This is a genomic window from Streptomyces sp. NPDC002958 (genome assembly GCF_055563255.1).
Window position 1 is genome coordinate 109,755 of the sequence record NZ_JBVHDS010000001.1, and the last position, 24,765, is coordinate 134,519.

The 24,765-nt window shown below is 67.5% G+C and carries 18 protein-coding genes and 3 pseudogenes; 11 read left to right on the forward strand and 10 right to left on the reverse strand.

Annotated elements, in window-relative coordinates; translation table 11 throughout:
• Positions 1 to 215 precede the first annotated feature (215 nt).
• The gene (locus ACZ3IC_RS00540; protein ID WP_467411211.1) at positions 216 to 998 is read right to left on the reverse strand and encodes an SDR family oxidoreductase; all 783 of its coding nucleotides are present in this window, start codon (positions 996 to 998) and stop codon (positions 216 to 218) included.
• Between the two features lie 80 nt (positions 999 to 1,078).
• On the opposite strand from ACZ3IC_RS00540, the gene ACZ3IC_RS00545 reads away from it, so the two are divergent.
• Positions 1,079 to 1,918 (forward strand): hypothetical protein, encoded by an 840-nt coding sequence (locus tag ACZ3IC_RS00545; protein ID WP_467411213.1) that lies wholly within the window; start codon positions 1,079 to 1,081, stop codon positions 1,916 to 1,918.
• Positions 1,919 to 2,019: 101 nt separating this feature from the next.
• On the opposite strand, the gene ACZ3IC_RS00550 is transcribed toward ACZ3IC_RS00545, so the two are convergent.
• The 3 genes from ACZ3IC_RS00550 to ACZ3IC_RS00560 all read right to left on the reverse strand — a co-directional run bounded on the left by ACZ3IC_RS00550 (position 2,020) and on the right by ACZ3IC_RS00560 (position 4,294).
• Positions 2,020 to 2,226 carry a DUF397 domain-containing protein gene (locus ACZ3IC_RS00550; protein ID WP_189278436.1) on the reverse strand — a complete coding sequence of 69 codons (207 nt, stop codon included), beginning with the start codon at positions 2,224 to 2,226 and terminating at the stop codon, positions 2,020 to 2,022.
• Positions 2,227 to 2,449: 223 nt separating this feature from the next.
• Positions 2,450 to 3,319 (reverse strand): helix-turn-helix domain-containing protein, encoded by an 870-nt coding sequence (locus ACZ3IC_RS00555; protein WP_467411215.1) that lies wholly within the window; start codon positions 3,317 to 3,319, stop codon positions 2,450 to 2,452.
• A 246-nt stretch (positions 3,320 to 3,565) separates the two neighbouring features.
• Positions 3,566 to 4,294, reverse strand: a complete 729-nt coding sequence (locus ACZ3IC_RS00560) for a GOLPH3/VPS74 family protein (RefSeq protein WP_467411216.1) — start codon at positions 4,292 to 4,294, stop codon at positions 3,566 to 3,568.
• Between the two features lie 193 nt (positions 4,295 to 4,487).
• Here ACZ3IC_RS00560 and ACZ3IC_RS00565 point away from each other — a divergent pair, with 193 nt between their 5' ends.
• The 3 genes from ACZ3IC_RS00565 to ACZ3IC_RS00575 all read left to right on the forward strand — a co-directional run bounded on the left by ACZ3IC_RS00565 (position 4,488) and on the right by ACZ3IC_RS00575 (position 10,261).
• A complete protein-coding gene (locus tag ACZ3IC_RS00565; RefSeq protein WP_467411217.1) occupies positions 4,488 to 7,064 on the forward strand; it encodes a serine hydrolase in 2,577 nt (858 codons plus the stop codon).
• 172 nt (positions 7,065 to 7,236) lie between these two features.
• Entirely contained in the window at positions 7,237 to 9,120 is a 1,884-nt protein-coding gene (locus ACZ3IC_RS00570) for an MFS transporter (protein ID WP_467411219.1), read from the forward strand.
• 463 nt (positions 9,121 to 9,583) lie between these two features.
• The gene (locus tag ACZ3IC_RS00575) at positions 9,584 to 10,261 is read left to right on the forward strand and encodes a GAP family protein (protein ID WP_467411220.1); all 678 of its coding nucleotides are present in this window, start codon (positions 9,584 to 9,586) and stop codon (positions 10,259 to 10,261) included.
• Between the two features lie 217 nt (positions 10,262 to 10,478).
• Here the strand turns inward: ACZ3IC_RS00575 and ACZ3IC_RS00580 are convergent, their stop codons facing one another.
• Positions 10,479 to 11,405: a hypothetical protein gene (locus tag ACZ3IC_RS00580; protein ID WP_467411221.1), complete on the reverse strand. Its 927-nt coding sequence runs from the start codon at positions 11,403 to 11,405 to the stop codon at positions 10,479 to 10,481.
• A gap of 48 nt (positions 11,406 to 11,453) precedes the next feature.
• Positions 11,454 to 12,368 (reverse strand): hypothetical protein, encoded by a 915-nt coding sequence (locus tag ACZ3IC_RS00585; protein WP_467411223.1) that lies wholly within the window; start codon positions 12,366 to 12,368, stop codon positions 11,454 to 11,456.
• 308 nt (positions 12,369 to 12,676) lie between these two features.
• On the opposite strand from ACZ3IC_RS00585, the gene ACZ3IC_RS00590 reads away from it, so the two are divergent.
• The 3 genes from ACZ3IC_RS00590 (at position 12,677) to ACZ3IC_RS00600 (ending at position 14,794) form a co-directional block, all read left to right on the forward strand.
• Positions 12,677 to 13,483 carry a YwqG family protein gene (locus tag ACZ3IC_RS00590; protein ID WP_467411224.1) on the forward strand — a complete coding sequence of 269 codons (807 nt, stop codon included), beginning with the start codon at positions 12,677 to 12,679 and terminating at the stop codon, positions 13,481 to 13,483.
• A gap of 112 nt (positions 13,484 to 13,595) precedes the next feature.
• Positions 13,596 to 14,075: a hypothetical protein gene (locus tag ACZ3IC_RS00595; protein WP_467411225.1), complete on the forward strand. Its 480-nt coding sequence runs from the start codon at positions 13,596 to 13,598 to the stop codon at positions 14,073 to 14,075.
• A gap of 107 nt (positions 14,076 to 14,182) precedes the next feature.
• Positions 14,183 to 14,794, forward strand: a complete 612-nt coding sequence (locus ACZ3IC_RS00600) for a hypothetical protein (protein ID WP_467411227.1) — start codon at positions 14,183 to 14,185, stop codon at positions 14,792 to 14,794.
• 471 nt (positions 14,795 to 15,265) lie between these two features.
• On the opposite strand, the gene ACZ3IC_RS00605 is transcribed toward ACZ3IC_RS00600, so the two are convergent.
• Positions 15,266 to 15,751 carry a hypothetical protein gene (locus ACZ3IC_RS00605; RefSeq protein ID WP_467411228.1) on the reverse strand — a complete coding sequence of 162 codons (486 nt, stop codon included), beginning with the start codon at positions 15,749 to 15,751 and terminating at the stop codon, positions 15,266 to 15,268.
• Positions 15,752 to 16,489: 738 nt separating this feature from the next.
• On the opposite strand from ACZ3IC_RS00605, the pseudogene ACZ3IC_RS00610 reads away from it, so the two are divergent.
• Positions 16,490 to 16,585 (forward strand): annotated as a pseudogene (locus ACZ3IC_RS00610) (ATPase); the annotation flags it as partial.
• Position 16,586: 1 nt separating this feature from the next.
• On the opposite strand, the gene ACZ3IC_RS00615 reads toward ACZ3IC_RS00610, so the two are convergent.
• The gene (locus ACZ3IC_RS00615; RefSeq protein WP_467411230.1) at positions 16,587 to 17,315 is read right to left on the reverse strand and encodes a methyltransferase domain-containing protein; all 729 of its coding nucleotides are present in this window, start codon (positions 17,313 to 17,315) and stop codon (positions 16,587 to 16,589) included.
• Between the two features lie 961 nt (positions 17,316 to 18,276).
• Between ACZ3IC_RS00615 and ACZ3IC_RS00620 the strand changes: the two genes are divergently transcribed.
• Positions 18,277 to 18,957: a hypothetical protein gene (locus ACZ3IC_RS00620; protein WP_467411231.1), complete on the forward strand. Its 681-nt coding sequence runs from the start codon at positions 18,277 to 18,279 to the stop codon at positions 18,955 to 18,957.
• A gap of 353 nt (positions 18,958 to 19,310) precedes the next feature.
• Here the strand turns inward: ACZ3IC_RS00620 and ACZ3IC_RS00625 are convergent.
• Positions 19,311 to 20,564 (reverse strand): annotated as a pseudogene (locus ACZ3IC_RS00625) (IS701 family transposase).
• Positions 20,565 to 21,235: 671 nt separating this feature from the next.
• Entirely contained in the window at positions 21,236 to 22,339 is a 1,104-nt protein-coding gene (locus tag ACZ3IC_RS00630; protein ID WP_467412069.1) for a hypothetical protein, read from the reverse strand.
• 108 nt (positions 22,340 to 22,447) lie between these two features.
• Here ACZ3IC_RS00630 and ACZ3IC_RS00635 point away from each other — a divergent pair.
• Both ACZ3IC_RS00635 and ACZ3IC_RS00640 read left to right on the forward strand, forming a co-directional pair.
• Positions 22,448 to 22,606 (forward strand): annotated as a pseudogene (locus tag ACZ3IC_RS00635) (site-specific integrase); the annotation flags it as partial.
• 1,118 nt (positions 22,607 to 23,724) lie between these two features.
• Positions 23,725 to 24,369: an SMI1/KNR4 family protein gene (locus ACZ3IC_RS00640; RefSeq protein WP_467411233.1), complete on the forward strand. Its 645-nt coding sequence runs from the start codon at positions 23,725 to 23,727 to the stop codon at positions 24,367 to 24,369.
• The last annotated feature ends 396 nt before the right edge of the window (positions 24,370 to 24,765 follow it).

Consider the following 24,765-nt stretch of genomic DNA (forward strand, 5'->3'; position numbering starts at 1 on the left):
CCCCGGCGAGGGGGTGGGTCCGCAACGTGACAGCGAACCGTTTCGCTGTCACGTTCCGAAGACCGACGAAGCCGAGCGCGGACAGCCGAGCGCGGACAGCCGAGCGCGGACAGCCGGGCCGGGCTGCCGACAGCCGCGCCCGTCGGCGGCCCGGCGCGGCTGCTCCAGGTGTGCGCCGCCCTGAAGAAGACGAGAACTGGCCTTACGAACCGCCCCTACCGCATCAGCTCGCCGGCGTTGACCAGCAGGGACTGCCCGGTGATCGCTCGCGCCCGGTCCGAGGCCAGGAACGCGACGGTGTCGGCCACATCGCCGTCCGTGGCGAGGTCCGGAAGCGCCATGCGCTCGGTGAGCCTGCCCAGCACCTCGACCTCGGGCACACCCTCGGTGTGCGCCGTGAACCGTACGTACGCCTGCACCGGCGGACCCCACATCCAGCCGGGCAGCACCGTGTTCACCCGGATCCGGTACGGGCCGAACTCCCGCGCCATGGAGTACATCGCCGAGGTGAGCGCCCCCTTGGAGGCCGCGTACGCCGCCTGCTGCACCTGGGACGGTGCGGCCACCGAGGACTGTGTACCGATGACGACCACCGAGCCGCCCCGCTCCTTGAGGCCGGGCAGGCAGGCGCGGGTCATCCGCAGTGTGCCGAGCAGATTGACGTCGATGACCGACTGCCAGGTGGCGAAGTCGGCGTCCTCGATCCCGCCGAAGTAGCTGTCCCAGGCGGCGACATGGACCACCGCGTCGATCCGCCCGAACCGCTCCAGCGCCAGCGCGGCGAGCGCCTCGCACTGCGCCTCGTCCGTGATGTCGGTGGCCAGATGGGCGGTGCGCCGGCCATCCGGGTCGATCTCCGCCGCCGACTTCGCGAGATTCGCGGCCGTACGCGCCCCGAGCACCGCGCTGCCGCCGTCCCGTACGACCGTCGCCGCGACCTGATGCCCGAGCCCCGCGCCCACCCCGGACACGATGACTGTCTTCCCCGCGAGCAACATCGGCGGCCTCCCGGCTCTGGCAGTTCGGCTGACGGGGCGTCAGAGTAGGGCGCCGCTGCAAAGTACGGAAGGGGAACGGCATGAGCGACGAGACGCGGAGCGAGACCTACGGCGAGCTGGCCGCGCTGGGACCGTACGGAGTCCATCCCGGCCACGCGCTGATCACCATGGTCGAACCGCACCCGGGCCATGAGTACGCGTACAACCGCTGGTACGAGGACGACCACTACTACGCAGGCGGGATGGCGATGCCCTGGATGTTCGCGGGACGCCGCTGGGTCGCCACCAGGGAGTTGCGGGAACTGCGCTACCCGGAGAAGTCCGCGGTCGCGCAGCCGGTCGGCGCGGGGTGTTACCTGTCCACGTACTGGGTGACGGATGGACGCTACGACGACCACATGAAGTGGACCGTCGGGATCAACAAGCGGCTGAACCGGGACGGCCGGGTCTACCAGGACCGCACCCATGTGTTCACCGCGTTCCAGGACCACGAGGCCACGGTCTACCGGGACGGCGCCGCGGGGCCCCGGGACTTCCACGCACTCGACCACCCCTACCGCGGGCTGATCCTTCAGGTGATCGACGCCAAAGGGGATGAGCAGCGGGCCGAGTTGCTGGAGTGGCTGCGCTCGCGGCATCTGCCGAAGCGGCTGGGCGGCTCCCCGGCGGCGATGGTGACCGTCTTCCGTCCCACGCCGCTGCCCGGTGACCGGATGACCTATGTGAAGCAGGTCGAGGGCGTCGACACCCGGCTGACCCTGCTGTGGTTTCTCCAGGAGGACCCGCGGGGCTGCTGGGACGCGCACTTCACCGGGCTCGACGCGGCGGTCGCGGAATCCGGCCTGGGGCGGGTGGAGCTGGTGGCGCCGTTCATCCCGACCGTGCCAGGCACCGATCTCCATGTCGACCAGCTGCGCTGAGAGTCAAGCATCGAGCCCCCTCGGCCAGGACGGCGGACCGGTCGAGAGGGCTACCGGCAACGCCGGAATCGATGCTGCGATGCGAACGGGGGAAAGCACGGTCAGGCGTCGACGGCGCCCTTGCCGACGTCACGTACGAAGGCGTTCCACGCGGCGGGGACGAACGTGATCGAAGGGCCCTCGGGGGCCTTCGAGTCGCGCACGGCAATTGCCTGCGTGAGAGGGGACTTGACTTCGACGCAGGCGCCGTTGCCCCCGGAATACGAGGACTTCGTCCACTTGTCCGTAGCACCCTGACGAATGGCCATGTTCACTCCGGTTCAGAGAGTCGTGTAAATGACACCAACAGCGTTCCGGTTGGTGTGATCGACGCTACTCGCCAAGTTCCTGGAGTGAAGGGGCCGTTCACTCGACCGGATGCTATGTGCCATCCAGGTCTTCCCTCGCGGGTGGCGGCGGTGTACCGTGCCGCCGCCACTACCGTAACATCGCTTCATTTCCCGCATACCGGACTTTGCGGGCTGTCCGGTTTTATGTGCCGGGGCGGTCGGCGTACTCCTTCGCGATGCCGCTGATGAAGTGCCGGGTCTGCTCCACATTCAGCGCCTGCGCCCGCAGGTGCTCGTACATGACGCTGTACCGCTGCACATCATTGGCTTTTTCCAGATAGAGGTCGCTGGTGACGCCCTCGATGTAGACGACACTTGAGTCCGCGGCGTCCGGGAATTCCAGAATGGCGTACTGCCCGTTGATACCGGGATGCGCGCCCATCTCGAACGGCAGCACCTGCACGGTCACGTGCGGCAGGCGCGACAGTTCGACCAGTTGCTCCAACTGCTCGATCATCACCTGCTTGCCGCCGACCAGCCGGCGCAGCGCGGACTCGTCGATCACCGCCCACAGTCGCAGGGGATGCTCCGGGGTGGTGATCCGGTCCTGGCGGCGGGCCCGGACGCTGACGCGCTTGTCGATGTCGGTCGGCGGGGTCTCCGGCAGTGCGCCATTGATCAGCGCCTCGGCGTAACTGCGGGTCTGCAACAGGCCCGGGATCACCTGGGGTTCGTACACCCGCAGCGATTCGGCATCGGTCTCCAGGCCGATGTAGACGCTGTACGGGATGTCGCCGAAGGCGTGCCACCAGCCCTGCTGGCGCGAATCCTTGGCCATCTCCATGAGCGATTCGACGATTCGCTGGTCCTCGACCTCGTACACCCCGCAGAGATCGCGTACATCGCGCTGGCTGATGGAGCGGCGGCCGTTCTCCAGGCGGCTGATCTTCGACTGCGAGACCAGCAGCCGCTCTGCCACCTCCTCGGCCGTCATGCCCTTGATCTCGCGCAGTCGGCGCAATTCCTGGCCCAACCGGCGTCGCCTGACGGTGGGATTGACGTTGGACGGCACGGAAACGGCACCTCCGGCTTTGTAGCTGTGCGTATCTACTGCTGAGCAGATTGCCACCCCTGCCCCCGGCCGCGCTGGGAAACGGCCACACGCAAGCGCGCGGGGCAGCCATTGATTCCGGCTGCCCCGCGCTTGGTGCGGCTCCCGAACCGGGTCTTGGGGACGACGGTGCGGCGGTATTCGGTTGGTGCTTGCGGTGCTTGCGGTGCTTGCGGTGCTGCGGTGCGTGCGGCGACGGGTGCGGTCCTAGTGGGCCGCGGTGTGCGCCATGCTGCCGCGGCGTGACCGCGACTGTGACTGCACTTGCGGTTGCAACGGCGCTCCGGCCGCCTGGCTACGGCGCGGCTGTGCGACCGCCCCGTTCTGGACGTCCATCACGGCATGCGCCACGAGTCCGCCCATGGGGTCGTGCCTGATCAGGTCCCGGAGCCGGGAGCGCGATGAACGCCCCTCGTTCCCGGGGTACAAGTGCTTGCCGAGTCCGACCGCGTGGGCCAGCGCGGCGAGCGCCGCGGTCCGCGGGTCCGGCGGTACGCCGGTGCGGATCGCACTGTCCAGCCTGGCTCTGATGTCCCGGCTGATTGCCGTGTCCGTCGCCTGGTAGCGAGTTGTCGGCAGCACTCCGCACATCTGGCCCGCCACGGCATGCACCATGCCGCATCGCTCCAGGTGAGCGAGGTAGATCTGGCGCAGCCCCAGCCGGGGCCCGCCAATCCAGTGGACCGCCCGAACCGGGCTGCCGCGTCGGCGCAGCAGTTCCAGTGCGGAGTCCAGAGTCGGATCTCCTGTCGGCCGTGGCATCACCACGGCGATACGATCCCCGTCAGGGGCTATCCGTCCTGCCAGAGCCAGCTCCACTAGCTGAGCTCCGGCGAGGCCGAGGTCGAGCGACTGCGGCTGCGCTGTGGTACCCGTGGTCGGGTCCAGAGCGAGCAGCAGAAGCTCCTCCGGAATTGTTCTGCGGCTCCTGCCCATCCATGCCTCCCCGCGTGGATGAATGACAGGGTGACCCCTCTCACATTGGTCTGTCGAGAGCGCCTGGGTGCTTTGTATGGGAACCAGTAGGTATGTCGTTCTCGTCTAGCAGCCGGGCCGGTGGTTCACACAGGACACTGGTAGATGGTTCGGACAGCGCGGGGTTTCCCCGCGGCGTATGGAGGAGGCATCGGTGGCGGGCGAGTCCCCCGACAAGTCGGAGCAGCAGAAGTCGTCGGGGACGGCTGGGAGCGCGAGCGAGAGTGATCCGCGACTCGCCGTCTTCCGTGAGCCGCCGACCGAGGATGAAGCCGGCGGCAGGACGGACACGGAGACGGCCGTATTTCGTACGGGGCAGGAGTCGGGGCCGGGGCTGTCCGGCGACGGCGAGTGCGAGGGTGACGTTCGCGGCGAGAGCGGCAAAGCGGACACGGAGACGGCCGACTTCCGGGCGCGGCCGTCCGACGGGGATGGTGAGGGCTCGGGGACTCAGGAGAGCTCCTCGCGCTCTGAGGGCTCTGAGGGCTCTGAGGGCTCTTCGGGCGCCAACGGGGCCGAGGAGGCAGGGAAGGCCGTTGAGGGCCCGGAGGAGGCGTCCGAGGCCGCTGAGTCCGCCGAGGGCTCCGCGTGTGTCGGGTCCGCCGAGTCCTCGGCCGACTCGGACGGCGCTGAGCCCGCCGGCACCGCCGGGAGTGATTCCGCCGATGCCGCAGCGCCCGAGGAGGGCGACGCGCGGCTGCGTGAGGCGGTTGCCGCATGGGTGACGAAGGACGACGGCGCGGGCGACGAGGACTCGAAGGGCGACGACGAGAAGGCCGCCACGTCCGAGGACGAAGTTGCGCCTGATGCGGATGCGGATGCGGACGCGGACGGCACGGGCACCGACGTTCCTGAGCCGGTCGCTTCGGCCGACGGAGTCTCGGACAAAACGACCGCGTCGGGTGACGCCGACTCCGACTCCGACTCCGATGCCGACGCCGGTGCCGCAGACTCAGACGAGTCGTCTGATGACGCCTCAGATGGCACGTCCGGCGAGGCCCGGGTTCCCGGGACGCGCGAGGAGGCTCCTGCTCCCGAGAGTGCGCAGGTCGCGGAGGACGCCGAAAACGCAGACGCAGAAGCGGACGCGGAGGCAGAAGCGGACGCGGAGGCAGAGGCCGCCGACACTGCCGAGGGCAAGCGCGGAATCGATCAGCCGACCGCCGTCTTCAGGGCGCCCGCCGCGGCCAAGGTCGACCAGCCGACGACCGCGCTGAAGATCACCCCGCCCGCCCCGAGGCCGGACGCGGAGCCGAAGCCCGAGTCCGCCGCCGAGCGGACCAGCAAGTTCGTACCCCTGCGTGGGGACGACATACGACCGGCACCGGCGCCGACACCCCGTAAGCCCGAGACACCGGTACCGGCAGCCGTCTCCGCCGCGACGCCCGGCACGCCGCCCTCCGCTCCCGCGCTCTCCCGCGCCGAGCGGACCACGCAGCAGCCGATGCCGCCCAAGCCGCCGCTCGATTTGCTGGCCGAGCTGACGAACACGCCTCCGCCGCCTGAGACGCCGGTCCGCACCGCCGTCCGCCGAGTCAAGATCTGGACCCCGCTGGTCCTGCTTCTGGTGATCGTCGTTGCAATCGTGCAGGTGGTGCGCCCGCTTCCGGATCCCGAGCTCCAGATGTCGGCGAAGCCGACGTACACCTTCAAGGGCAGCAAGCCGTCGCTGCCGTGGCCCGATGAGGGCCAGGGCTACATGTCGGCCACCGGACTGGGCGAGGTGGACTCGTTCGGCGAGCAGAAGCCCGTGCCGATCGGTAGCGTGGCCAAGGCGATGACCGCGTACGTCGTGCTCAAGGACCACCCGCTGAAGAGGGGCGAGAAGGGCCCTTCCATCACGGTCGACGCCAAGGCGGAGGCGGAGGGCAAGCTGGACTCGGAGGGCGAGTCGACGCTCAACACCGTGAAGGAAGGCGACAAGATCACGGAGCAGGATGCGCTCTCCGCGATCATGATCCCCTCCGCGAACAACATCGCGCGGCTGCTGGCGCGTTGGGACGCGGGATCCGAGAAGGCGTTCGTCGAGAAGATGAACGACACCGCCAAGTCGCTGGGCATGAACAACACCACCTACACCGATCCGTCCGGTCTCAACGCGACCACAGTCAGTACGGCTGAGGACCAGGTGAAGCTCGGCCAGAAGTTGGTGGAGATCCCGGCGCTGATGGACATCACCAAGCTGCCGTCGTGGACCGATCCGTCGGGCAAGACCCACCGGAACTACAACACCCTCGTCCCGTACGACGGCGCGCTCGGCATCAAGACCGGTTCCACCACCAAGGCCGGGGGCAACCTGCTCTTCGCCGCGCACAAGATGGTCGGCGACACCGACCAGCTGATCGTGGGCGCCGTGCTGGGCCAGCACAAGGCCCCGATCATCGACACCGCCAACGCGGTGAGCAAGGAAGCCATGATCGCCACCCAGGATCTGCTGACGAGCGCCCAGGTCGTGAAGAAGGGCGATGTCGTCGGCACCGTCTCCGACGGACTGGGCGGCAGCACCCCGGTGGTCGCGACCAAGGACGTGTCGGCGGTCGGCTGGCCCGGTCTCACGGTCAAGCTCGAACTGACCGACGACGGAAAGACGATCCCGCACTCGGCGGCAGCAGGCACCCACGTCGGAACGCTCACCGTGGGTGAGGGCACCAGCCAGGTGAAGGTGCCCGTCGCGCTGCAGAGCGACATGGCGGAGCCGGCGATCGAGGACAAGCTGACCCGGCTCGGCTGACCGGCCGATGGCCGAAACGGCCCAGTAGCGGAAAGAGGGTGCCGATCCCGGCACCCTCTTTCCGGCTGCGTACGTGTTAGCGTCCCGGAGCAACTCAAGGATGCCGGGGAGTCGTCCTCACAGGTGTACGGGGTACGGGTCCGGCGGATTCGGGGAGACGGGGGGAGCCGTAGTGACCACCGCGGAGCCGAAGCCCGGCCGTGAAGCGGCCGACAGCAGAGGCATGAGGGGCAGCGGCGGCAACACGCGGACAGTCGCGCCCGCCCCCGACGCCCCCGAGCCACGTATCGCCCCGTCTGGGCGTACTCGCGCCGAGCGACTGCTCCGGCACCCGGTGACGATCGCTACGGCAGCCGCCGCGGTCACCCACGTGCTCTGGTTCTTCTTCTTCGCGAACAGTGGCGGCGACCTCGCGGCCCAGGACGCCTGGGCCGAATTCGTCGGCCGGCACCCCGGTACGGCGTACAACCTCGCCTGGTACGGGGGCATGCACCCCGTCTCGTACAGCGTCGTGTCGCCGTATCTGATGTCGGTGCTCGGCGTGCGTACGACGATGATGGTCGCCGGGACCGTGTCGGCGGCGCTGACCGCGCTGGTCCTGGTCCGGGTCCGGGCCGTCCGCAATCCGCTCGCCTGCTCGCTCGCCGGGGTGTTCGCGTATCTGTGCAACGCGCTGTCCGGGCGGGTGACGTTCGGGCTCGGCATGATGTTCGCGGTGGGTGCGGTGGCCGCGGTGTTCTGCTGGCCGTACCTCCGGTGCGAGCACCGGCTCCACCGGAGCAGCTGTCGCTGCGCCCCCCGTAGGAGGTGGGCGAAGGCGGCCGTCGCCGCCCCGCTCGCCGGGCTCGCGACGGCGAGCAGCCCCGTGGCCGGACTGTTCCTGGGAGTGGTCGCCGCCGCGCTCTTCCTGAACAAGCGGCGCCCCGGCGCGTACGCGCTGGGCCTGGCCCCGGTCGCGGTCGTGGCGCTGTCCGCGTGGCTGTTCCCCTTCTCCGGTACGCAGCCGATGTCGATCGCGACCCTGTCGCTGCCGTTCCTCTTCGCGGTCCTCGTCTTCGTCCTCGTACCGCGCGACTGGAAGACGGTCCGTACCGCAGCCGCCGTGTACGGCGTCGGGACGTTGCTGACCTATCTGATCGACTCGCAGATCGGCTCGAACGTCACCCGGATGGCGATGCTGCTCGCCGGGGTGGTGCTGCTCGCCGCGCTGCCGTACACGGTGCCGCGCTCCCGACGCTGGTACGCGCTGGTCCTCGCGTTCGTCGGGCTGAACTTCTGGATCGGCTTCAAGGGCGTCGACGATATCGTCCGGACCGCCCCCACTGCCTCCTGGGCGCGTGAACTGGCCCCGCTGGTCAATGAATTGCAGGAGGTCGGCGCGGAGCGTGGCAGGGTCGAGGTCGTGCCCGCGAGCAGCCACCGGGAGGCGTCCGCGCTCGCGCCGTACGTCAATCTGGCCCGTGGCTGGAACCGTCAGGCGGACATGGAGCGCAACCCGCTCTTCTACGACGACACCCTGAACAGCGCCAACTACCACCAGTGGCTCGACCGCTGGGCGGTGCACTACGTGGTGCTGCCCAAGGGGGCACCGGACTCCAGCGGTGCGGTGCAGGAGGCCGAGCTGGTCGACCAGGGGCTGCCGTATCTGAAGCCGGTCTGGTCCGATGCCAACTGGCGGCTCTTCGAGGTCGACAACCCGGTACCGCTGGCCGATCCGCCGGCCACGGTGGACCGGGCCGGTGCGGACGAGCTGACCATCCATGTGAAGAAGGCCGGCCGGATCCTGATCCGTATCCCGCACTCGCGCTGGCTCGCCCTGGTCGACGACAAGGGCGAGAGCCTTGAGCGGCCGCAGGAGACCGAGGAGTCCAGGCAGCGTGAGGACGAGAGCAGCCCGCGGACCTTCGTCAACACCAACGGCTGCCTGAACAAGGTCGAGGAGGACGAGGACGGCGACGAGTGGACGGAACTGCTCGCGCCGCGGCCGGGCGTGTACCGGCTGGCCGCGCCCTACCAGCTGTCTCCCGGCACGCCGTGCCCGGAGGAACTGCGCTGAACCCGGCGGCCGAGGGGGGGTGGGAGTGCCCGCCGGCCGCGGCGCGTCCGGCCCGGACCGTGGCCTTGCCGCATGGACCCCGTGGTTACGACGCGCGACGCACCTTCCGGCCCACGGGCACGGCGGCTGCGGGCCGGGCCGACCCTGCTCGTAATCAGCGTAGGACGGTCGGGCGGCTGCCGCGCGTTGAAGGGAGCCAGTCGCTGATCGGCAGTTCCTGCGGTCGGTCCGGAGAACCGCCCGGGAGCCGCTCAGAGCCTGTCGGAGGTCACCCGACAGGCTCTCAGCCGCGGCTCGCTCCTCGTTGTCGGTGTCGCGTGGCTCGGCGATGCGGTCGATGATGTCTGTTGAGAGGTTCTCCACGCGCTCGGCGCACGGCCGAGAAGCGCACAGGGGCTGAAGGAGAGCGGCTGGGCTGAGCCCGGTCGGTCGGATCATCCCTGATCGCCGCCCGGAGGGCGCCATGGATAAAGTGCTAGGTGATGTGCTGGGCCTGGCGGCTGGTGTCGCGATCAGCCCGCTCCCGATCATCGCGATCATCCTTGTGCTCGTCACGCCACGAGGTCTGCTCAACGGGCTGCTGTTCACCATCGGCTGGATCGTGGGGCTTTCGGCCCTGGGCGTAGTGATGCTGCTGATCGGCGGACCCGGCGGCGCGTCCGCCCAGCAGCAGCCGGCCACCTGGGTGGGGGGCCTCAAGCTCGGACTGGGGCTGCTGCTTGCGCTATTCGGTGCCCGGCAGTGGCACCGGCGTCCCGCCGCTGTCGAGGAGGCGCAGATTCCGAAATGGATGGCCGCGATCGACCGCTTCACGCCGATCAAGATCTTCGGCCTCGGGCTCGCCCTGGCGGCGGCCAATGTCAAAAACGCCCCGCTGACCATTGCGGCGGCTGCCTCGATCAGCGCGGCCGGCCTCCCCGCAGGGCAGCAGATCGCCTCACTGGCGGTCTTCGTGGTCATCGGTAGCCTCGGACTTCTGGCCCCGCTCGGGGTACTGCTGTTCACGGGTGATCGGGCGGCAGCTGTGCTCAGCGGCTGGAAGGACTGGACCGCCCGGCACAACGTCGCTGTGATGGCGGTCCTGTTCTTCGTCCTCGGTGCGAAACTGCTCGGAGACGGCATCGGCATCCTCATCTCCTGACCGCAGCCGATCTCCTGACCGCAGCCGCGATCTGTTGCGTCGAGGGCATCGGGGCGCGGGCATCGCGCTGGACTCCGATCGGGTCCAAGCCCTGCGGCGACGCCCGCCCCCCTCCTCGATCACCATCACGGCGGACACGTACACGTGTCCGCTCCCCGAGGCTGACCTCGCGTCAGCCGAGCCTGCTGCCCGGCTCGTGCCAAGGTGAGCGCAGCCGTCACTTCCTGTCGAGTTGGAGCAAGCCGCTGTAGTCAGCCGTGATCGTGTGGCCGTAGAACGGGTCAGTGCCGGTGGAGCGGGCAATCACGGTGGCCTCGCCGCGCTGGAACGGTACGTTACCCGTGGGTGTGGCCTGCGCGGTCCACGGCGTGGGTTCGCCCGGCACACACGCCACCTTTGTGCTGTACGAGCCGCGTACCGTGGAGCCTTCGACGGTCTGGCTCACTGTGCCGTACGAATCGACCGTGACAGGCGAATTGCATGTAACCGTGCCGTGGACGACAGCCTTCCCGGTGTTCCTGTCGGCGATGCCGTCGACGGCGACCTGCAGCCCGACCACCGTCTCGGCGGGCGGCTCCGGATTGTTCAGGCGAACTTCGCCGCGCACCGATTCTGTGGCTCCCGGACAATGCTGCTCGAAGGAAGCGTCGAGTGCCTTCACATAACCGTGGGTCGCGAACTCCACGGAGCGGATGGTGAAGGAGCCCTCGGCAAGACAGTCCCGGCCGTTGCCTCTGAGCTCGATCCGGGGCTCGCCCGGGGCCGGATTGGCCTTGGCGCCGGTGTAGGTGCCGGGCACCAGCGGCTGCGACGGGCCCCACGGTGCCTCGAGGTGCAAGGACCACGTGTCGCCGTTGGCACTGTCGACAAACACGCCGACGCCGGTTCCGACACCGTCGCCGGCGGTGTAGCCCTGGACAGTCATTCCGTCCTGGGAGCCCTCGCCATCGGTGTAGGAGTACGACTGTCCGGCGCTGATGTACTCGCCGGCATCCCCGCCGAAGGCGAAGGTTCCGGTCTCGACTTCATATGCCTGTGCAGTGCCGCCGCCCAGCAGGCCCGACGCGACAGCCGTAAAAGCCAGCGCCGCAGCGAGGCCGGTGGTGATGCGCGAGTAGGCGTTCTTGCGTGCGTGGAATCTCAAGAAAGCTCCAAAGGTAGATAATGGAGGTGGTGAATTAGGGCAGCCGGTTCAGCTCTTGCGGAGGGACACGTTGGCCGTCCCGAGGTCGGTGACGACCGTGTGCCCGTACACCGGATCGGTCGCCTGTGCCTTGAACTCGACCGCGGCATCACCCTTTTCGAAGGGGACGCCGCCGACGACGGTCCCGTCCGCCGCCCAGGCGGCAGGCGTGCCCGGTGTGCAGTCCACCCGCGTGTAGTACGAGGCAGTCGCAAGGCCCCCCTTGGCCACGACCTGGTCGATGCTGCCGTTCACCAGCACGCTGACCGGTTCGGTGCAGGTCACGGTGCCGTGCACGGCGGGTTGCCCGCTTGCTCCGACCGTGCCGGAGGCGGCGATGTCGACGCCCAGCGCCAGCTCCGCGGGCGGCGGTGGGTTGGTGAGGTGGACCTGGCCGGTGAGCCCGGGGTCAGTGCCCACGCAGTGCTGTTCGAAGCTCGCGTCCAGAGCCTCCACATAGCCGCGCGGTCCGAGGACCATGCGGTCGATGGTGAAGGATCCCTCGGACTCGCAGCCGTAGAACGTGCCGCTGACGGAGAGCTTCGGCGCACCGAACGTCGGTGTGTCGGCGGCGCCGGTGTATGTTCCCGGGGCCAACTGCTTCCCGTACTCCGCCCCCATGACGACACTCCACCGATCGCCGCTCGCGCCGTCTTGGACGATGACGGTGATCTGGTTCCCGTCGTTGTTCCAGCCGGCGGACATGGCGGCGGCCGAACCTTCGCCGTCGGTGTACGAGTAGGAGTATCCGCCGCCGACGGGGTCCCCGACTTCGCTGACGACATCGAACGTCCCGGATTCCACCTCGACGGCATACGCCGGAGAACTCGCCAGAAGGCCCGTTGTCACCGCCCCAATGGCCAGGAACGCGCCGATGGTTCTGGTCAGCCGGGTGAACGCGCGTAACCGGACAGACGTGTTCATTATCCCCCCAAAGGTGATTGATGAGCTTGTCGGGAGCTCGTGCCGTGGGGGGCGGCGGGAGGAGTATGCCAACCCCGAAGCGATCTTCACAACCCTGCCCGGAGCTTCGCTTTCACGATCTCCGGTACACCGGCAACATCCTGGCGTCGACCGCCGGCGCCGGCACCCGTGAGCTGATGACCCGCATGGGCCAGTGCGGCAGGAGCCAGGGGGCGTGATGAGGCGGCCGTTGCTGTAGGAGGTTGTCGGTGGCGCGTACTAACGTGCCCGCAGCGTTCCGTCGATCTTTGTAAGCTTGAGGAGCCACGATGCCCGGAGACACGCCCGAGCTGCCCGCGAAGGATCTGCGCACCCTGATACCGGAGTACGCGGGCCTTGCCCGGGAAACCACCCTCCTCAACCCGGAGCCCGGCGACCCTGGCGTGCGGGAGAGCTCGCTGGGAGGCGAGCTGCTGTGGCCCGCGGACGAGCCGTGGCCGTACTGCGCGCAGGAAGACCACTGGACGTACGGATCCGACTGGCGCAACCGCACCGAGATCGTCCCGGGCGCGGTGCCGATGGTGCCGATCCTCCAGCTGTTCGCCCGGGATGTGCCGGGGTTGGAGTTCCCGGAGGGGAAGGATCTGCTGCAGCTGGTGTGGTGCGCGCTGATGCATGAGCAGGATCCCGGCCCGGTGATGCCGCAGCTGTACTGGCGTAACGAGGCGGAGGTCGTGGCTGGAGGGCTGCTGTCCGAGATCCCCGGGGTGAGCGAGGGGGAGTACGACGAGGACAACATGCCGGAACCGTCCACGTTGTCCCCGAGTACCGCGGAGGACTGTCCGAGGTGGCTTGATCTACCCAAGGACATGTGGGAGACCTGGGAACCTCGTCTCCGGTTGCCGACGGGCGGCTCCATGTGGCCACCCGACTCCAACATCATCGGGACGAAGGCCGGCGGCTGGCCCGCCTGGACGCAGCCTGCCGACTGGCCGAACTGCGAGAGCGGACACCGCATGGAGCACCTTCTGACCATCACCGGCGACATACAGTTGGGCGATTGCGGCGGCGTCTACTTCTTCCATTGCCGCCAGTGCCCCGGCCTCCCGTGGGACTGGCGCTTCGACTGCCACTGACAGCTGAGGTCGGTGGAGCGGGTTTGGCCGGTGGCCTGTTGAACCCCGCTCTGACCCTGCCGCTAGAGTGCGATGCTTGTTCGATTTGCCGCGGGGTGGAGGGGGAGGCGCTATGAGCGCGCAACTGAGGGACACGGCCGGGGAGTTGGCGGAGATATTGTGGCGGGAACACACCGTGTACCGGGAGCGGTCCGGCGGTGTGGTCATCCGGGGTGAGCATGTACGGCGGTGGATCAGCCTCGCTCCGGCGGGCGGCCGGGATGAGGTCCTCGTACGCGCGGGGCGCATCCTGGACGGCGGCACCACCGCTCCGGCGCGTTCGGAGGCCGTGGTGCCCCTCTCCGCCGGTACAGGCGTGCTCGCCGCGACCTGCCGTCGCCTGCTCGCCGAGGCGGCGGCTGATGTGGCGCCGGTCGCGCCAGGACGGGCAGCGCCCGGGCCGCCCAAGCGGTCCAAGCGGTCCAAGCGGTCCGGGAAGGCCGCGCGGCCCAAAGGCAGTGGGAAACACACCAGTTTCGGTTCATGGGTGATCCTCGCCTGCGTCGCCGGTGTGATCGCCCTGTACGTCTACAGCACCGCGATGCACGGCTAACCAGCACTACAGGGACACATCAGCCTGGCCACACGGGAAGGGGTGTGTCGCCGGTCCTTGAACCGTGACCGCTATCGGTTGATGAAAAGTGACCCCTTCGTGATCAAATGATTGGTCTGGCTCCATGGGAGTCAGGCATCCCGCGGCGCGAACACGAACCACGCGCCAACACCGCCGTCCGCTGGGGCGACATCACCCCTCCCTGGCTGCGGGAGGGGACCAAGTTCTACCTACGGCTGCAGATGGAATCCGGGCAGCTGACCTGGTCGACAGTGATGCAGCACCGCGTGAACATGGCACGCTTCGCCGCGTTCGTGACCGAGCGCGGAATCGACCACCCCGCCTTGGCGGACGGCTTCGAACGGAGTCTGCGCGCACTCGCGCTGGACTTCGGCACCTTCCTGCACAACTGGCAGCGCGAGACACCGGGCCGAGCCGAGGTTGGCGGCAGGCTCCAGCCGAGGACGATCAATAAGAACCTGCAGACGATCGAGCTGTTCTACCGGGTCATGACCGACTGCCGCACCGAGGCCGCCGGAGCCCTGAACGATGCGCGGTGGCTGGCGCTCACCGACAGCCATGCCCGCATGTTCCGCCCCGCCGACCGGCCCCGTCAGCGCGAGGTCCGCGAGGCCGACGAACGCAACTACATCAACGACACCACCGGCTACCAGGACGCCACCAACTCCTCGGACAGCAGAGGGGCATCACGCTCATGAACAAGCGGCCGAACGACGCAGTCCCGGAGACCGTGCCTCCTGCTGACCGGCGGATCGCCGCTCTGCGGCAGGCCGCACAGGACAAGCACCAGCAGGCAGTCCAACGAGCGGAGGCGGGCATCCGAAGGCTGGTCAAGGAGGGCAAGGAGATCAACTTCCGGGCCGTCGCCCGCGCAGCGGGCGTCAGCTTGGACTTTTTTATGCCCACACCGACCTGCGCAAAAGCATCGAGACCTTGCGCGGTCAGCAACGGACCGAGAACCAGTCTCCCCCGCAGGCACCCTCAGCTGACGACGGCACCGTGATTCATACCCTTACCGAAGCCCTCCGCCGTGAGCGCACCACCCGCCGAGAGCGCGTCCAAGAGCTCGAACAACGACTGGCCGCGGCACACGGCGAGATCCTGCGCTTGCAACGCGTGATCCAGTCGCATAACCCGAGACCGTGACAGCACTCGCCTGGCTCCAGAGCTCACGATCCAGAACGCAATCCCAGAGCACTGTGCTCCACCACACCCGTGGGAAGATCACTCTTCCCCGAAGCCCGAGCAGTCAGCTCCACGAGTCCGGCCCGGAGGTCGACGGCTGGCTCACCAAGGACGATCGCGCTGATGACCAGCTCCATCATCAGACGGTCGTACTCGTCGCCCATGCTCCGATAGCGCTCCCCATCCGCCTCCACCACAGCAGAGGCGATCCTCCTCCCACCACCAGCAACGGGGGCAAAGGACACCTCATAGACGCCGCGACCGGTCCAACTCCGGTGCATGAAAACGACATCGCCTTCGACGAAGACGTTCCACTTCTCATCCATGCCCCGGGCCCGATATCCGCGCCGGATCCCGTCCCAGTCCTCGTCAGACCAGACACGATCGGGCAACTGAGGCACCGGCATGGGCGCGTTAATCGGATGGAGGCGCCGGAACGACTCTCGGGTGAGCGTGGCATCAGCAGTCATGACGTGATCCTACGGATGCACCACTCCAACAGGACAGCGCCTTACCCCCAACTGGGCAGAGGGTGAACCTCAGCCGCCTTTCGGACGCGTCCGCAGCTTCCAACTCAGGCTCCGTCGCCGGATTCGATCGAAGACTTCGCGGCCCCGCGGCCACTGGTCTTCACGTTCTGCCAGGATCAGGGCCTCGTCGATCTCTGGTGACCGCCCCATCTTCCGGGCCGCAGCACCAAGAGCGCTTCCTGCCCCAAGGACGGGTTCCTGCTGTCGCTGGAACAAGTTCCGCCCCCAGATATAGAGACGCTCATTCGTCGCCAGCGTCGTGAGTGCTCATCCGCTGAACAGTAGGTCAGCATGTCCCCCGCCGTCACCGTGATTCCGGACCGGGCAGGCGGCCGGGATCGACGCGGTCGGCGGGGTAGATCACGGTGGCTTCGGGGTCCATGCCGAACGCGGTGGCGACGAGTTTGGGGTCCATGGTGGTTAGGTCGAGCAGGCGAGTGCAGCGGATCACGCGCGGGGAAGCCGCAGGCATCCAGAACGTGGCTGGGATAGGCGGTGGATGCCGGTCCCCGGCCGGACTTCGTCTGGCGAGTGACCATCACGCGGGGATTTTCGGTCCGCTGGGCTTCGCGGTGAGCCAGGCAGCGTTCCAGCACTGCCCATGACGCCGGGTCCAGGGGGGACCGGATGCGGGCCCCGCGAGAAGTGGACGTCGGGACGCTCCAACAGGGATGCCTCCTCACCTTCAACGGCACCATCATCGAGACCGGCACCGACTCCTACCGCTTGGCCAGCACCCGAGCACGAGCCGAAGCACCCGCCAAGGCAGGCTGAATCAGCGGGAGCAGATCACGCTGACGAGAGTGAACGACGCGTAGAACGGCCCCTGGGAGAGGCCGGCGAACCAGCGATGGCCGCGATCTCGGCCGATGCGGCCCTCGTTGATGGCTTTCTGCATGTTGCGGCCGAGGCCCAGAGTGTGGTCCGCCTCTTGGAAGTCACGGAAGACCGGTGTCGTGGCGAATGCGCCTTCCACGCAGAAGCCTGCCTGTTCGGCGAAACGCGCAAGACTGCGTCCGATGGTCGCATGGCGGACCACTTCTGCAGTGGTATAGCGGGTGAAAGCGCGGCTCGTATCAAGATCCTCAGCGTCAACGATCAGGGTGTCCCAATCGGGTTCGGCAAGGCCGATTCGCGCGCCTGGCCGAGTTGCACGATGGAGCTGCGCAAGAGCATCCGCAGGTTCGGCAACATGCATGAGGACTCGGTCAATCTTGGCCCGGTCCACCGTGCCCGACTCGACGGGGAGAGCGTGCACGTCCCCTTCACGGATCTCCACCCGGTGCAGATCGTTCGTGCGTTCGCGAGCCCGGGCAAGCATGGCCGGGTCAGTGTCGACGCCGATCACTGTGCCCCTGTCCCCGACACGTTCCGCCAGCGCTGGCAGATCTGTGCCCGGGCCGCATCCCACGTCCAGGACGGTGTGGCCCGCCTGGAGATCCAACAGGTCCAGCAACTGCTGCTTGTACGCACGGCCGGCATCGCCGGCGGCAGCCCGCAGCATGTAGGAAGCCTGATCAGGCCGGGGCACGCCAAGAGTCGATGACATACAGGCCAGTCAAACACTCCGTTCCCCAGCTGACGTCATTTCTCGTCGACATCCACGACCCCTGAGATCATCAACTGCCGCCCGAACCCGCAGACAAACGCTGCTGCTGGAACTGAACAAAGCCACATGTGTGCGAATCGCACGGTACAGAGCCACTCCGGAGCTGTAGAGAGCGTTATTTCGCCACGCGGGGTCCTGCTGCCCTCGACGTGCACAGGGCCGAGGGCAGCGCCTTCTGATCCGTAGCTCTGGCGAGATCGGTCAGCGACGGCCATTCCGGCCGCTGCGAGGCCCCAGAGAGACGGTAGCGGACGGGGGCGGTTGCTGGGGTTGCGGTACAGCGCTGCTGTACTCCTACGGTGACTCGGTGGTCTTGTCGCTCCGGTGAGGCATCCCGCGGTAGATGACCCAGAGGCTGACCAGAACAAGCACCGCTCCGTCATGAGCGCGGTCAGTCAATGAACACAACGGTAACCACAATCGCTCCCAGGGCCGCCCAGGCTCCGGCGGCCTTCCTCAGACCTGGCACGGTGCGAGGCCATCGCCTGCACTCGGGGATCAACTCATGGAACGCTGCTGCGGCTCCACGGAAGTTGGTAGCCACTACCCCTCCACCGCCGATGGTGATGACGCCCCAAACCAGCATGAAACCGAGATCTCCAGCCACGAACGCATGGTAGCGATGGGGCCAACGGAGTCTCAATTGCCGTCCTGAACAACGGCGTTCCTCCCTCAACCCACCACTTACCCCAGCTCCCATCCTGTCCGCCTTCGACCCACACACCGTGGAGCGGGCGTGGTTCAGGGCGTCAATGTCGGCACGGACTCGGCACGTTCGCTCGCGAGGGCAGCGGGCGTGGAACGGTGCCGGACCCCGGGAACGGCCCGCCGATCGGGGGTACTTACGCTCCTCTCTATGCGATTCCCCAGAATTCTGACAAGCGTGGCCGCGGTGACCCTGCTCAGCGCGGGCTGCGGCACTTCGGAAACCGCCCAGGGCGGCGGCACGGACGACGCGGCGAAGGCCCTGCCGGTCGCCATTACCGGCCCTCAGCCGGACGTGCACATGCGTGGCGGCGACAAGCTCCGGGTCACCCCGGCCCCCGATCTCGGCGCTCCCTTCGTGAAGAAGGTGGAGCACGCGCTGCGCGAGGACGTACTCAGCACCGCCAAGGTCGTCGGTGAGACCAGTGCCAAGTGCCCCGCCGGAGTGACCCAGAAGGCCGGTGCGGTCAGCCAGTGCGTGGTGACGTACGCGGGGGCCGAGATCCCCTACGACGTCAAGATCAGCGACAGCTACACAGCGGGCAGCAGCATCATCTCGTACACCAAGGAGCCCAAGAAGGCGCTCCTGGTCGACAAGCTCGTCTACCAGATGATTAACGAGAAGTACGGCGCCGAGTCCGGGCGCACCGACGCGAGCAAGGTCGCCTGCGACAAACTCCCCGCCGCGAAGGCGTTCGACTACGGGGCCGACACCGGCTTCACGTGCCAGTACTGGGGCGAGCACGCCAAGAACGGCGAGCCGGGCTACCGGACCGTGCAGATCAAGATCGGCAGCAATAGCTACAGCTACAACTTCGAGGAAGTCGAGTAACACCTGCCGGAGCCTAGGCCGAGGCCCGTGTCTGTCAACGACACCTCTGCGTTCGGGAAGGGCCGACTTCCCGAACCAGGCCTGTACCGGGAGCCGTGTCGAGTGTGTCGAGCCCGGTCGGTTCACGGCACCGAGCCCTTCTGCATATTGGACACGGTTTTTGACCCGATAGACGAGTAGTCGCCGGCCAGATGCGCCAGCAGGCTCTCGGAGACAGCATCAATCCGCCACCCCCGCGGTGGTCCGCGACACCTGTCGCGCACCCGACACCCACCGGTACATGCCGCTGAGCTGGGCAACCGCGACGCCCACCGGACTCACCTGCCCCTAATACTCCAGTGCGGTTTCGTGATCTATCCGCTGGTTTCGTGGGCTGAGCGTCGTCGGTAGTGGCTGTGCCGGGCTGTTGCCTGGTGGCGTCTGCGCCAGCTCGACCAGTGCAGCAGTCTGGCCGGGGACACTACTGGTGGGTTGAGGATGGCGGTGAAGAGGTGACGGATCTCCGGAACGGTCAGCGATATTGGGTTGCTACCCCAGTTGCGGTGATGCGGTTCGGCTGGCCGGTCGGGGGCTGCATCGGCGGCCAGTATGACCAGCGCAAGCATGGCGAGCGTGACGTGCCGATGCCATGAGGTCCAGTACCTCACCTGGTAGTGATCCAGGCCGACCTGGCGCGGCCTGGAAGCACTCTTCGAAGCTCCAGCGGCTGCCGGCCACGCGGACGAGTTCGGCCAGCGGTACTGCGGTGGGTGACCAGCACAGGTAGAAGGCGAGTTCCCCGGTGGCGGGGTTGCGGCGGATCAGCAGATGGCGGTGTTCGCCGGTGCCGGTGTGGATCCAGGCCCAGTCGTAGTAGCGCGGGCCCTTCGCGCCGTGGCCGGCGCTTTGCCGGTGCCAGGCCGCGGCGGGCAAGCGGCTGGCGACCGTGTCCGCACGAATCGGCGTACGGCCGGAGTTGATCCGGACCCGGACGGAGCAGGCGACGGCCAGCACGTACCCGGTCTCGCGTGCTTCCAGGACGGCACGAAGCTGCGGGTCCTGCCCGTAGGCTTCGTCGCCCGTCACCCACGGTGCTTCCACCCCGGCATCCAATGCGGCGGTGATCATTTCCCAGGCCAGGCGGGGTTTGGTCGCGAACTCGGTCTCGTCGGGTATCCCGGCTGCCTGGCGGCGCTCGGAATCGGTGCACCAGGAGTGCTCAGGCAGGTAAAGCCGACGGTCAATCAGCGTCCGGCCCCGACCGGTGGCATAGGCGAGGAACACCCCGACCTGGGAGTTCTCGATGCGTCCGGCGGTGCCGGTGTACTGCCGCTGCACGCCCGCCGAAGCCCTGCCCTTCTTCACGAAGCCGGTCTCGTCCACGATCAGCACGCCACCATCGCCGCCGAGGTGGTCGACGGCGTAGTCACGAAGGTCGTCGCGGACGGCATCGGCGTCCCACCGCGCGTAACGCAGCAGCCGCTGCATCGGCCCTGGCCGGACGTGACCGGCCTGCTCGGCCAGCTGCCAGCAGTTCTTCCGCTCGACGCCGAAAGCAGTCCGAGCAGATACGCGCGGGCGGTTGCCCGCGGTTCCACCCGTCGGAACCGGCCCGCGATCCGAGCCATGGCCTGGTCGAACAACGCCTGCCACCGGACAGGCTCTACGCTATGGCTCGCGGCCACCGCACGCTCTTCAGGAGTCCACACAACCCCCGATGATCACGCGGTGGCCGTTCTCGCTCCAGGCCGGGTCCTGGGCAGTGCCGAACTCCTTGCTTCGGTCAGTCGGCCCCTGATCGACAAAATAGGCACATGGACAGCGAACCTCTGCGGATCCCGCTTGACCAGCTTCGGCACGCCTTCGAGCTGGCACTGCAACACATCGAAGCGTCAGCCGGCAGCGCGGTGGCGCTCGAACACGAGTACTTCTGGTCCGTTCCGGGCGACGAACTCTACGACGTCCCCAATGAACCGAGACGATCACAATCGGGCAGCTCTCCGAGTCATGGCAGCACCTTGAGGACCTCCTTGCCGATCCGAACCGGGCCGTGGGCCACCGCCTGGTCTGGCTCGCCGATGTCCTCCGTGCGATCGGGCAGGGCACCGCCCAGTAGCCGTCACACGCGCGACGCGACGTGGAACTACGAAGTCACACTGGAGTATTAGCTGGTGCGATGGTCCGCAGGCGCCACCCTTGTTCGCGGGCGTGCGTAGGTGTTGTCATGCAGTTAGACACTCACCGACCCGCGACGCTTGACGCTCCCGACCATGCAGTTCTGATTCCCTGCAAATGCTGCTCACGACCGTGTGGCAGTCCCGCACCCCGCATCGCCGGCCTTCCGCATGCGCGTTTCCATCGACGTGCTCCGGTCGTACGGGTCGACCTCGGGGCCGTCTCCCGGGCGCGAGGCCGCGCGCTCTGCGCTGAACTTGGGGGTGAGGTAGCCGGTGAAGGTATCGCAGCCGCAGTTGGTGGTGTCCATCTTGTAGGAGACGAGGGAGAACGTACCCGGCTCGACGACGACCTTCGCCGGGTCGTCCCAACTCATCACGACCTCACGGCGCACGATTGTGCGCGCGACTTCGTCGCTTCCCGCTGCAGCGCGCACGACCGGATATACGTACGTGACATCGGTGGTCACCTCGACCGCACCGCGCTTACCTTCTTGGTACGTGATCCGCCCTCGTGTCTTGACCACATCCCCGACAAGCCGGACCTTCGTCTTCTCGAACCGGCTGAACAACAGGAGAGGATCGTTCTTCTGACTGGGCGCACGGAACGCGGTCGTCAGGTAGTCCTGGACATCCTGCTGATGAGGATTGAGTAACGCAATCGCATTCCTCGGCTGTTCCCCGCGCAGCACACCAGGATCCAGACTGGACGCGGTGAGGAAGTCCCGGGTCTTCTTGAGTGCCTGCGCGACCTGCCCCTTGCTCATCCAGCCTGTCGCGCGTGCCTCAGGCAGGCCGATCCCAGCCGTCCCGTCACCCCACTGCGCAGCGGGCGACCCCGTGAACGGCTGCTCCATGGTCGGACGTTGGGCTGCCGCTTCTGTCGGCGGCGGTTGATCCGGACGTTTCGACTCCACGGCGAGCGGCGCACTCTCGCCGCCTCCGCCTCCGCCTCCGAACCATCCAGCCACCCGCCCTGTATCCAGCGCCACGATCAGCAAGGCGACCGCAACCAGCAGACCGATCGCGTACCAGCCTTTACCTCCTTGCCGCCGGGCCGGTTGGTGACTCCGCCACGGCTCCGGTCGGTCGGTCTCCTCCCGTAACCGCCGTGCCACCATCCGGGCCCGCGCCGACGGCTCCTCGGGCGCGCCCTTGGTCCCCGCCTCGGCTTCACGAAGGAAGCGCTCCCACTCTTCGTCCGGTATGGGCTCCCCGCCCTTGCCCACGATGGGCCCCGCCCTTCCCACGCACCCGGCCCCTCCCCAGGGCTGGTCATCTTCCGTGCATCATCACACAGCTCAGTTTGGCTCCGTGATCGCCGTCGGTGTGGGCCCCTCACCGCGGCCGAGGTCGCGCCCCGCGTCGTGATGGAAATCCTCGGACACAGCCAGATCAGCATCACCATGGACGTCTACACGCACGTCGTCCACGACACGCAGCGCGAGGCCATCAGCCACATGGACCGGCCGCTCAAGAGGGACCCCCGGCCGTGAGTGACCGCCCCCGTTGATGTCAAAAGTAGATGTCAAAGGCCCCGGACGTGATCGGTCCGGGGCCTTTGCGCTGGTGCCCCCGGCAGGAGTTCGATCCGAGCCCGCTCCGGCTGCTGCCGTCGACCGGCGCGACGGCCGGACAGGGATGCTGGCGTACGCTCTCGTCCGGCGTCGTTGATGTCAGCCGTGGATGTCAGAAGCCTTCGGATCCGTAGCTCAGAGTGGATCGGACATTTGATCGCCAGCCTTCGTGCTTGGACGCTGTGGTTGCGGTACTCCGCTACTGAACAGATGGCGTTGATCGCTCTTCCCCGACGCGTCGCGATTTCGTAGAGTCCGGTCATTCGAGACTGCCTCTGGGGGGCGTGTGGCTGTTCCTGCAGCGCGGCGTCGTGTCATCCGCGGCGTTGGCTCGTTCTTGAAAGAACTTCTGGGAGAGCTCGCCGGAGAGGTAGTGCTGACGGTGGTTGCCTGCCTGGCTCTGGCGGGTCTGGCTCTGGCATTTGTCTGGGGATGGGAGCGCAGTCCGCTTGTCACCGGGGGTGTAGGTGGTGCCTTGCTGGCCTTCCTCGGCTATGGCGGCTGGGAGCTGCTTCGTCCCGCCAGGCCAGGGCGGCGCGGGCGACTGGCTGGCGTGGCGGCCGCCACATTTGCCGTGGCCGCCCTATTCATCGCCTACGCCTGGTCCTGCACTTGCTCCTGAACGGTCACGCTAGACACAAGCTTGGCAACGCTTGGCAGCCGTCGTGGAGGATGGGGCGTGGACCTCTTCGTCCCGAAGGAACTTGGGCGGGCCCTTGGCCTTGGGTTGGCGCGCCTCTCACCTGCTACGACGGTCCGCAGACGTCCGCGTTTGCCTGCGGCTGTTCGTCGGCGTTGTCACGCAGTCAGACACTCACTTGGTGGCCGAAGAAGTGACGCGGTACCTTCCTGACCTGCACGCACTCCAGCTGTCGCCCTTCTGGCCTGCGGGTTAGCGGTCGGCGGCTGTCGTCGCCTGCCATCGTTGAGTCCCATCGCACGGCCCAGAGACGGCCCCAGTCGGATGTATCGGGGTCGCGGCCACCGTCTGGCTGTTCCCCGGGGGTTGTCAGCACCAGGTGGCAGGATGCCGTGCCATGACCGCACCGATCAGTGAGTCGTGGACGCGAATCGAGAACTGGCTGGCCGAGCACGCCCCGGCGACCTACGCCGCGCTGGCGCCGCCCGCGGATCCGGCGGACATCGCCGCGACCGAACGCGTCATCGGTCGGCCAATACTGAGGCCCTTGGTGATGTCGCTACTGCGGCACGACGGTCTCCTCGATCAACGGGGCTCGCTGCTGCCAGGGTTCTACAGACCGATGAGTGCACGCGAGATAGCGGCCGCGTGGCAACTTTTCACCGGCTTCTACGACAAGCGCACGGCGGATGAGGAAGGAGAGGAGGTGGACTACGACTTCATGAAGATCGGGGCCAGCCGCGTCCTGTACGGACATCCGCAGTTGATCCCCATCGCGCGGGACGTCGGCGGGGGTTGCCTCGTACTGGACCACCGTCCCGAGATCGACCGGGGGCGCGTCCACGAAGCCGAAGTTGTGGAAGGCATTATGCGCGTATCACACGAGATGTGGACGTCCCTGCCGCTGCTCATGGAGGCTATCGCCACGTCTCTCGAGACCTCCCAGCCCCTCAACGGCTACACGCCGGTAGTTGACGAGCAGCAGAGGCTGGACTGGGACTTCATACCGCTGCGCAGTAATCGGACCTTGCATCGGTCGTGACGCAGCAGCGGACAGTGAGGTCGGGGGAGCCTCAATGGCCGAGTCAAGCCGACGAGGCGCCGCCCATCGGTTGAGGGCGGCACCCCGCCTGGGACAGGTTCGAGCCTCATCCTTATCAGGCCGATCACGGGAGTTCTGCGGCCTCGTTTAACCCGCTCAGGGCGCCTGCTGGCGAGCCGCTGAGGTTCGGTGTTGACCGATGCGGTTCGCGCTTGTTGGTGTCAGGCGCTGATGTCGGGAGAGGCAGCGGGCTTGACACCTCGCTGCAAGAACGGTCCGGGAATTCGCCGGTCGTGACGCTGGTGACCACACTCCAACGGGATACCAGATGCATCGATCACCTGGGATTCCGAGATGACCTTGTTGCCGGAGGCATGTCCTTCACCCGCGGATTGG

Coding starts and splice junctions, on each gene's coding strand:
- ACZ3IC_RS00540 (WP_467411211.1), bottom strand. CDS start 998: ATGTTGCTCGCGGGGAAGACAGTCATCGTGTCCGGGGTGGGCGCGGGG.
- ACZ3IC_RS00545 (WP_467411213.1), top strand. CDS start 1,079: ATGAGCGACGAGACGCGGAGCGAGACCTACGGCGAGCTGGCCGCGCTG.
- ACZ3IC_RS00550 (WP_189278436.1), bottom strand. CDS start 2,226: ATGGCCATTCGTCAGGGTGCTACGGACAAGTGGACGAAGTCCTCGTAT.
- ACZ3IC_RS00560 (WP_467411216.1), bottom strand. CDS start 4,294: ATGGGCAGGAGCCGCAGAACAATTCCGGAGGAGCTTCTGCTGCTCGCT.
- ACZ3IC_RS00575 (WP_467411220.1), top strand. CDS start 9,584: ATGGATAAAGTGCTAGGTGATGTGCTGGGCCTGGCGGCTGGTGTCGCG.
- ACZ3IC_RS00585 (WP_467411223.1), bottom strand. CDS start 12,368: ATGAACACGTCTGTCCGGTTACGCGCGTTCACCCGGCTGACCAGAACC.
- ACZ3IC_RS00590 (WP_467411224.1), top strand. CDS start 12,677: ATGCCCGGAGACACGCCCGAGCTGCCCGCGAAGGATCTGCGCACCCTG.
- ACZ3IC_RS00595 (WP_467411225.1), top strand. CDS start 13,596: ATGAGCGCGCAACTGAGGGACACGGCCGGGGAGTTGGCGGAGATATTG.
- ACZ3IC_RS00600 (WP_467411227.1), top strand. CDS start 14,183: ATGATTGGTCTGGCTCCATGGGAGTCAGGCATCCCGCGGCGCGAACAC.
- ACZ3IC_RS00605 (WP_467411228.1), bottom strand. CDS start 15,751: ATGACTGCTGATGCCACGCTCACCCGAGAGTCGTTCCGGCGCCTCCAT.
- ACZ3IC_RS00615 (WP_467411230.1), bottom strand. CDS start 17,315: ATGCTGCGGGCTGCCGCCGGCGATGCCGGCCGTGCGTACAAGCAGCAG.
- ACZ3IC_RS00620 (WP_467411231.1), top strand. CDS start 18,277: ATGCGATTCCCCAGAATTCTGACAAGCGTGGCCGCGGTGACCCTGCTC.
- ACZ3IC_RS00640 (WP_467411233.1), top strand. CDS start 23,725: ATGACCGCACCGATCAGTGAGTCGTGGACGCGAATCGAGAACTGGCTG.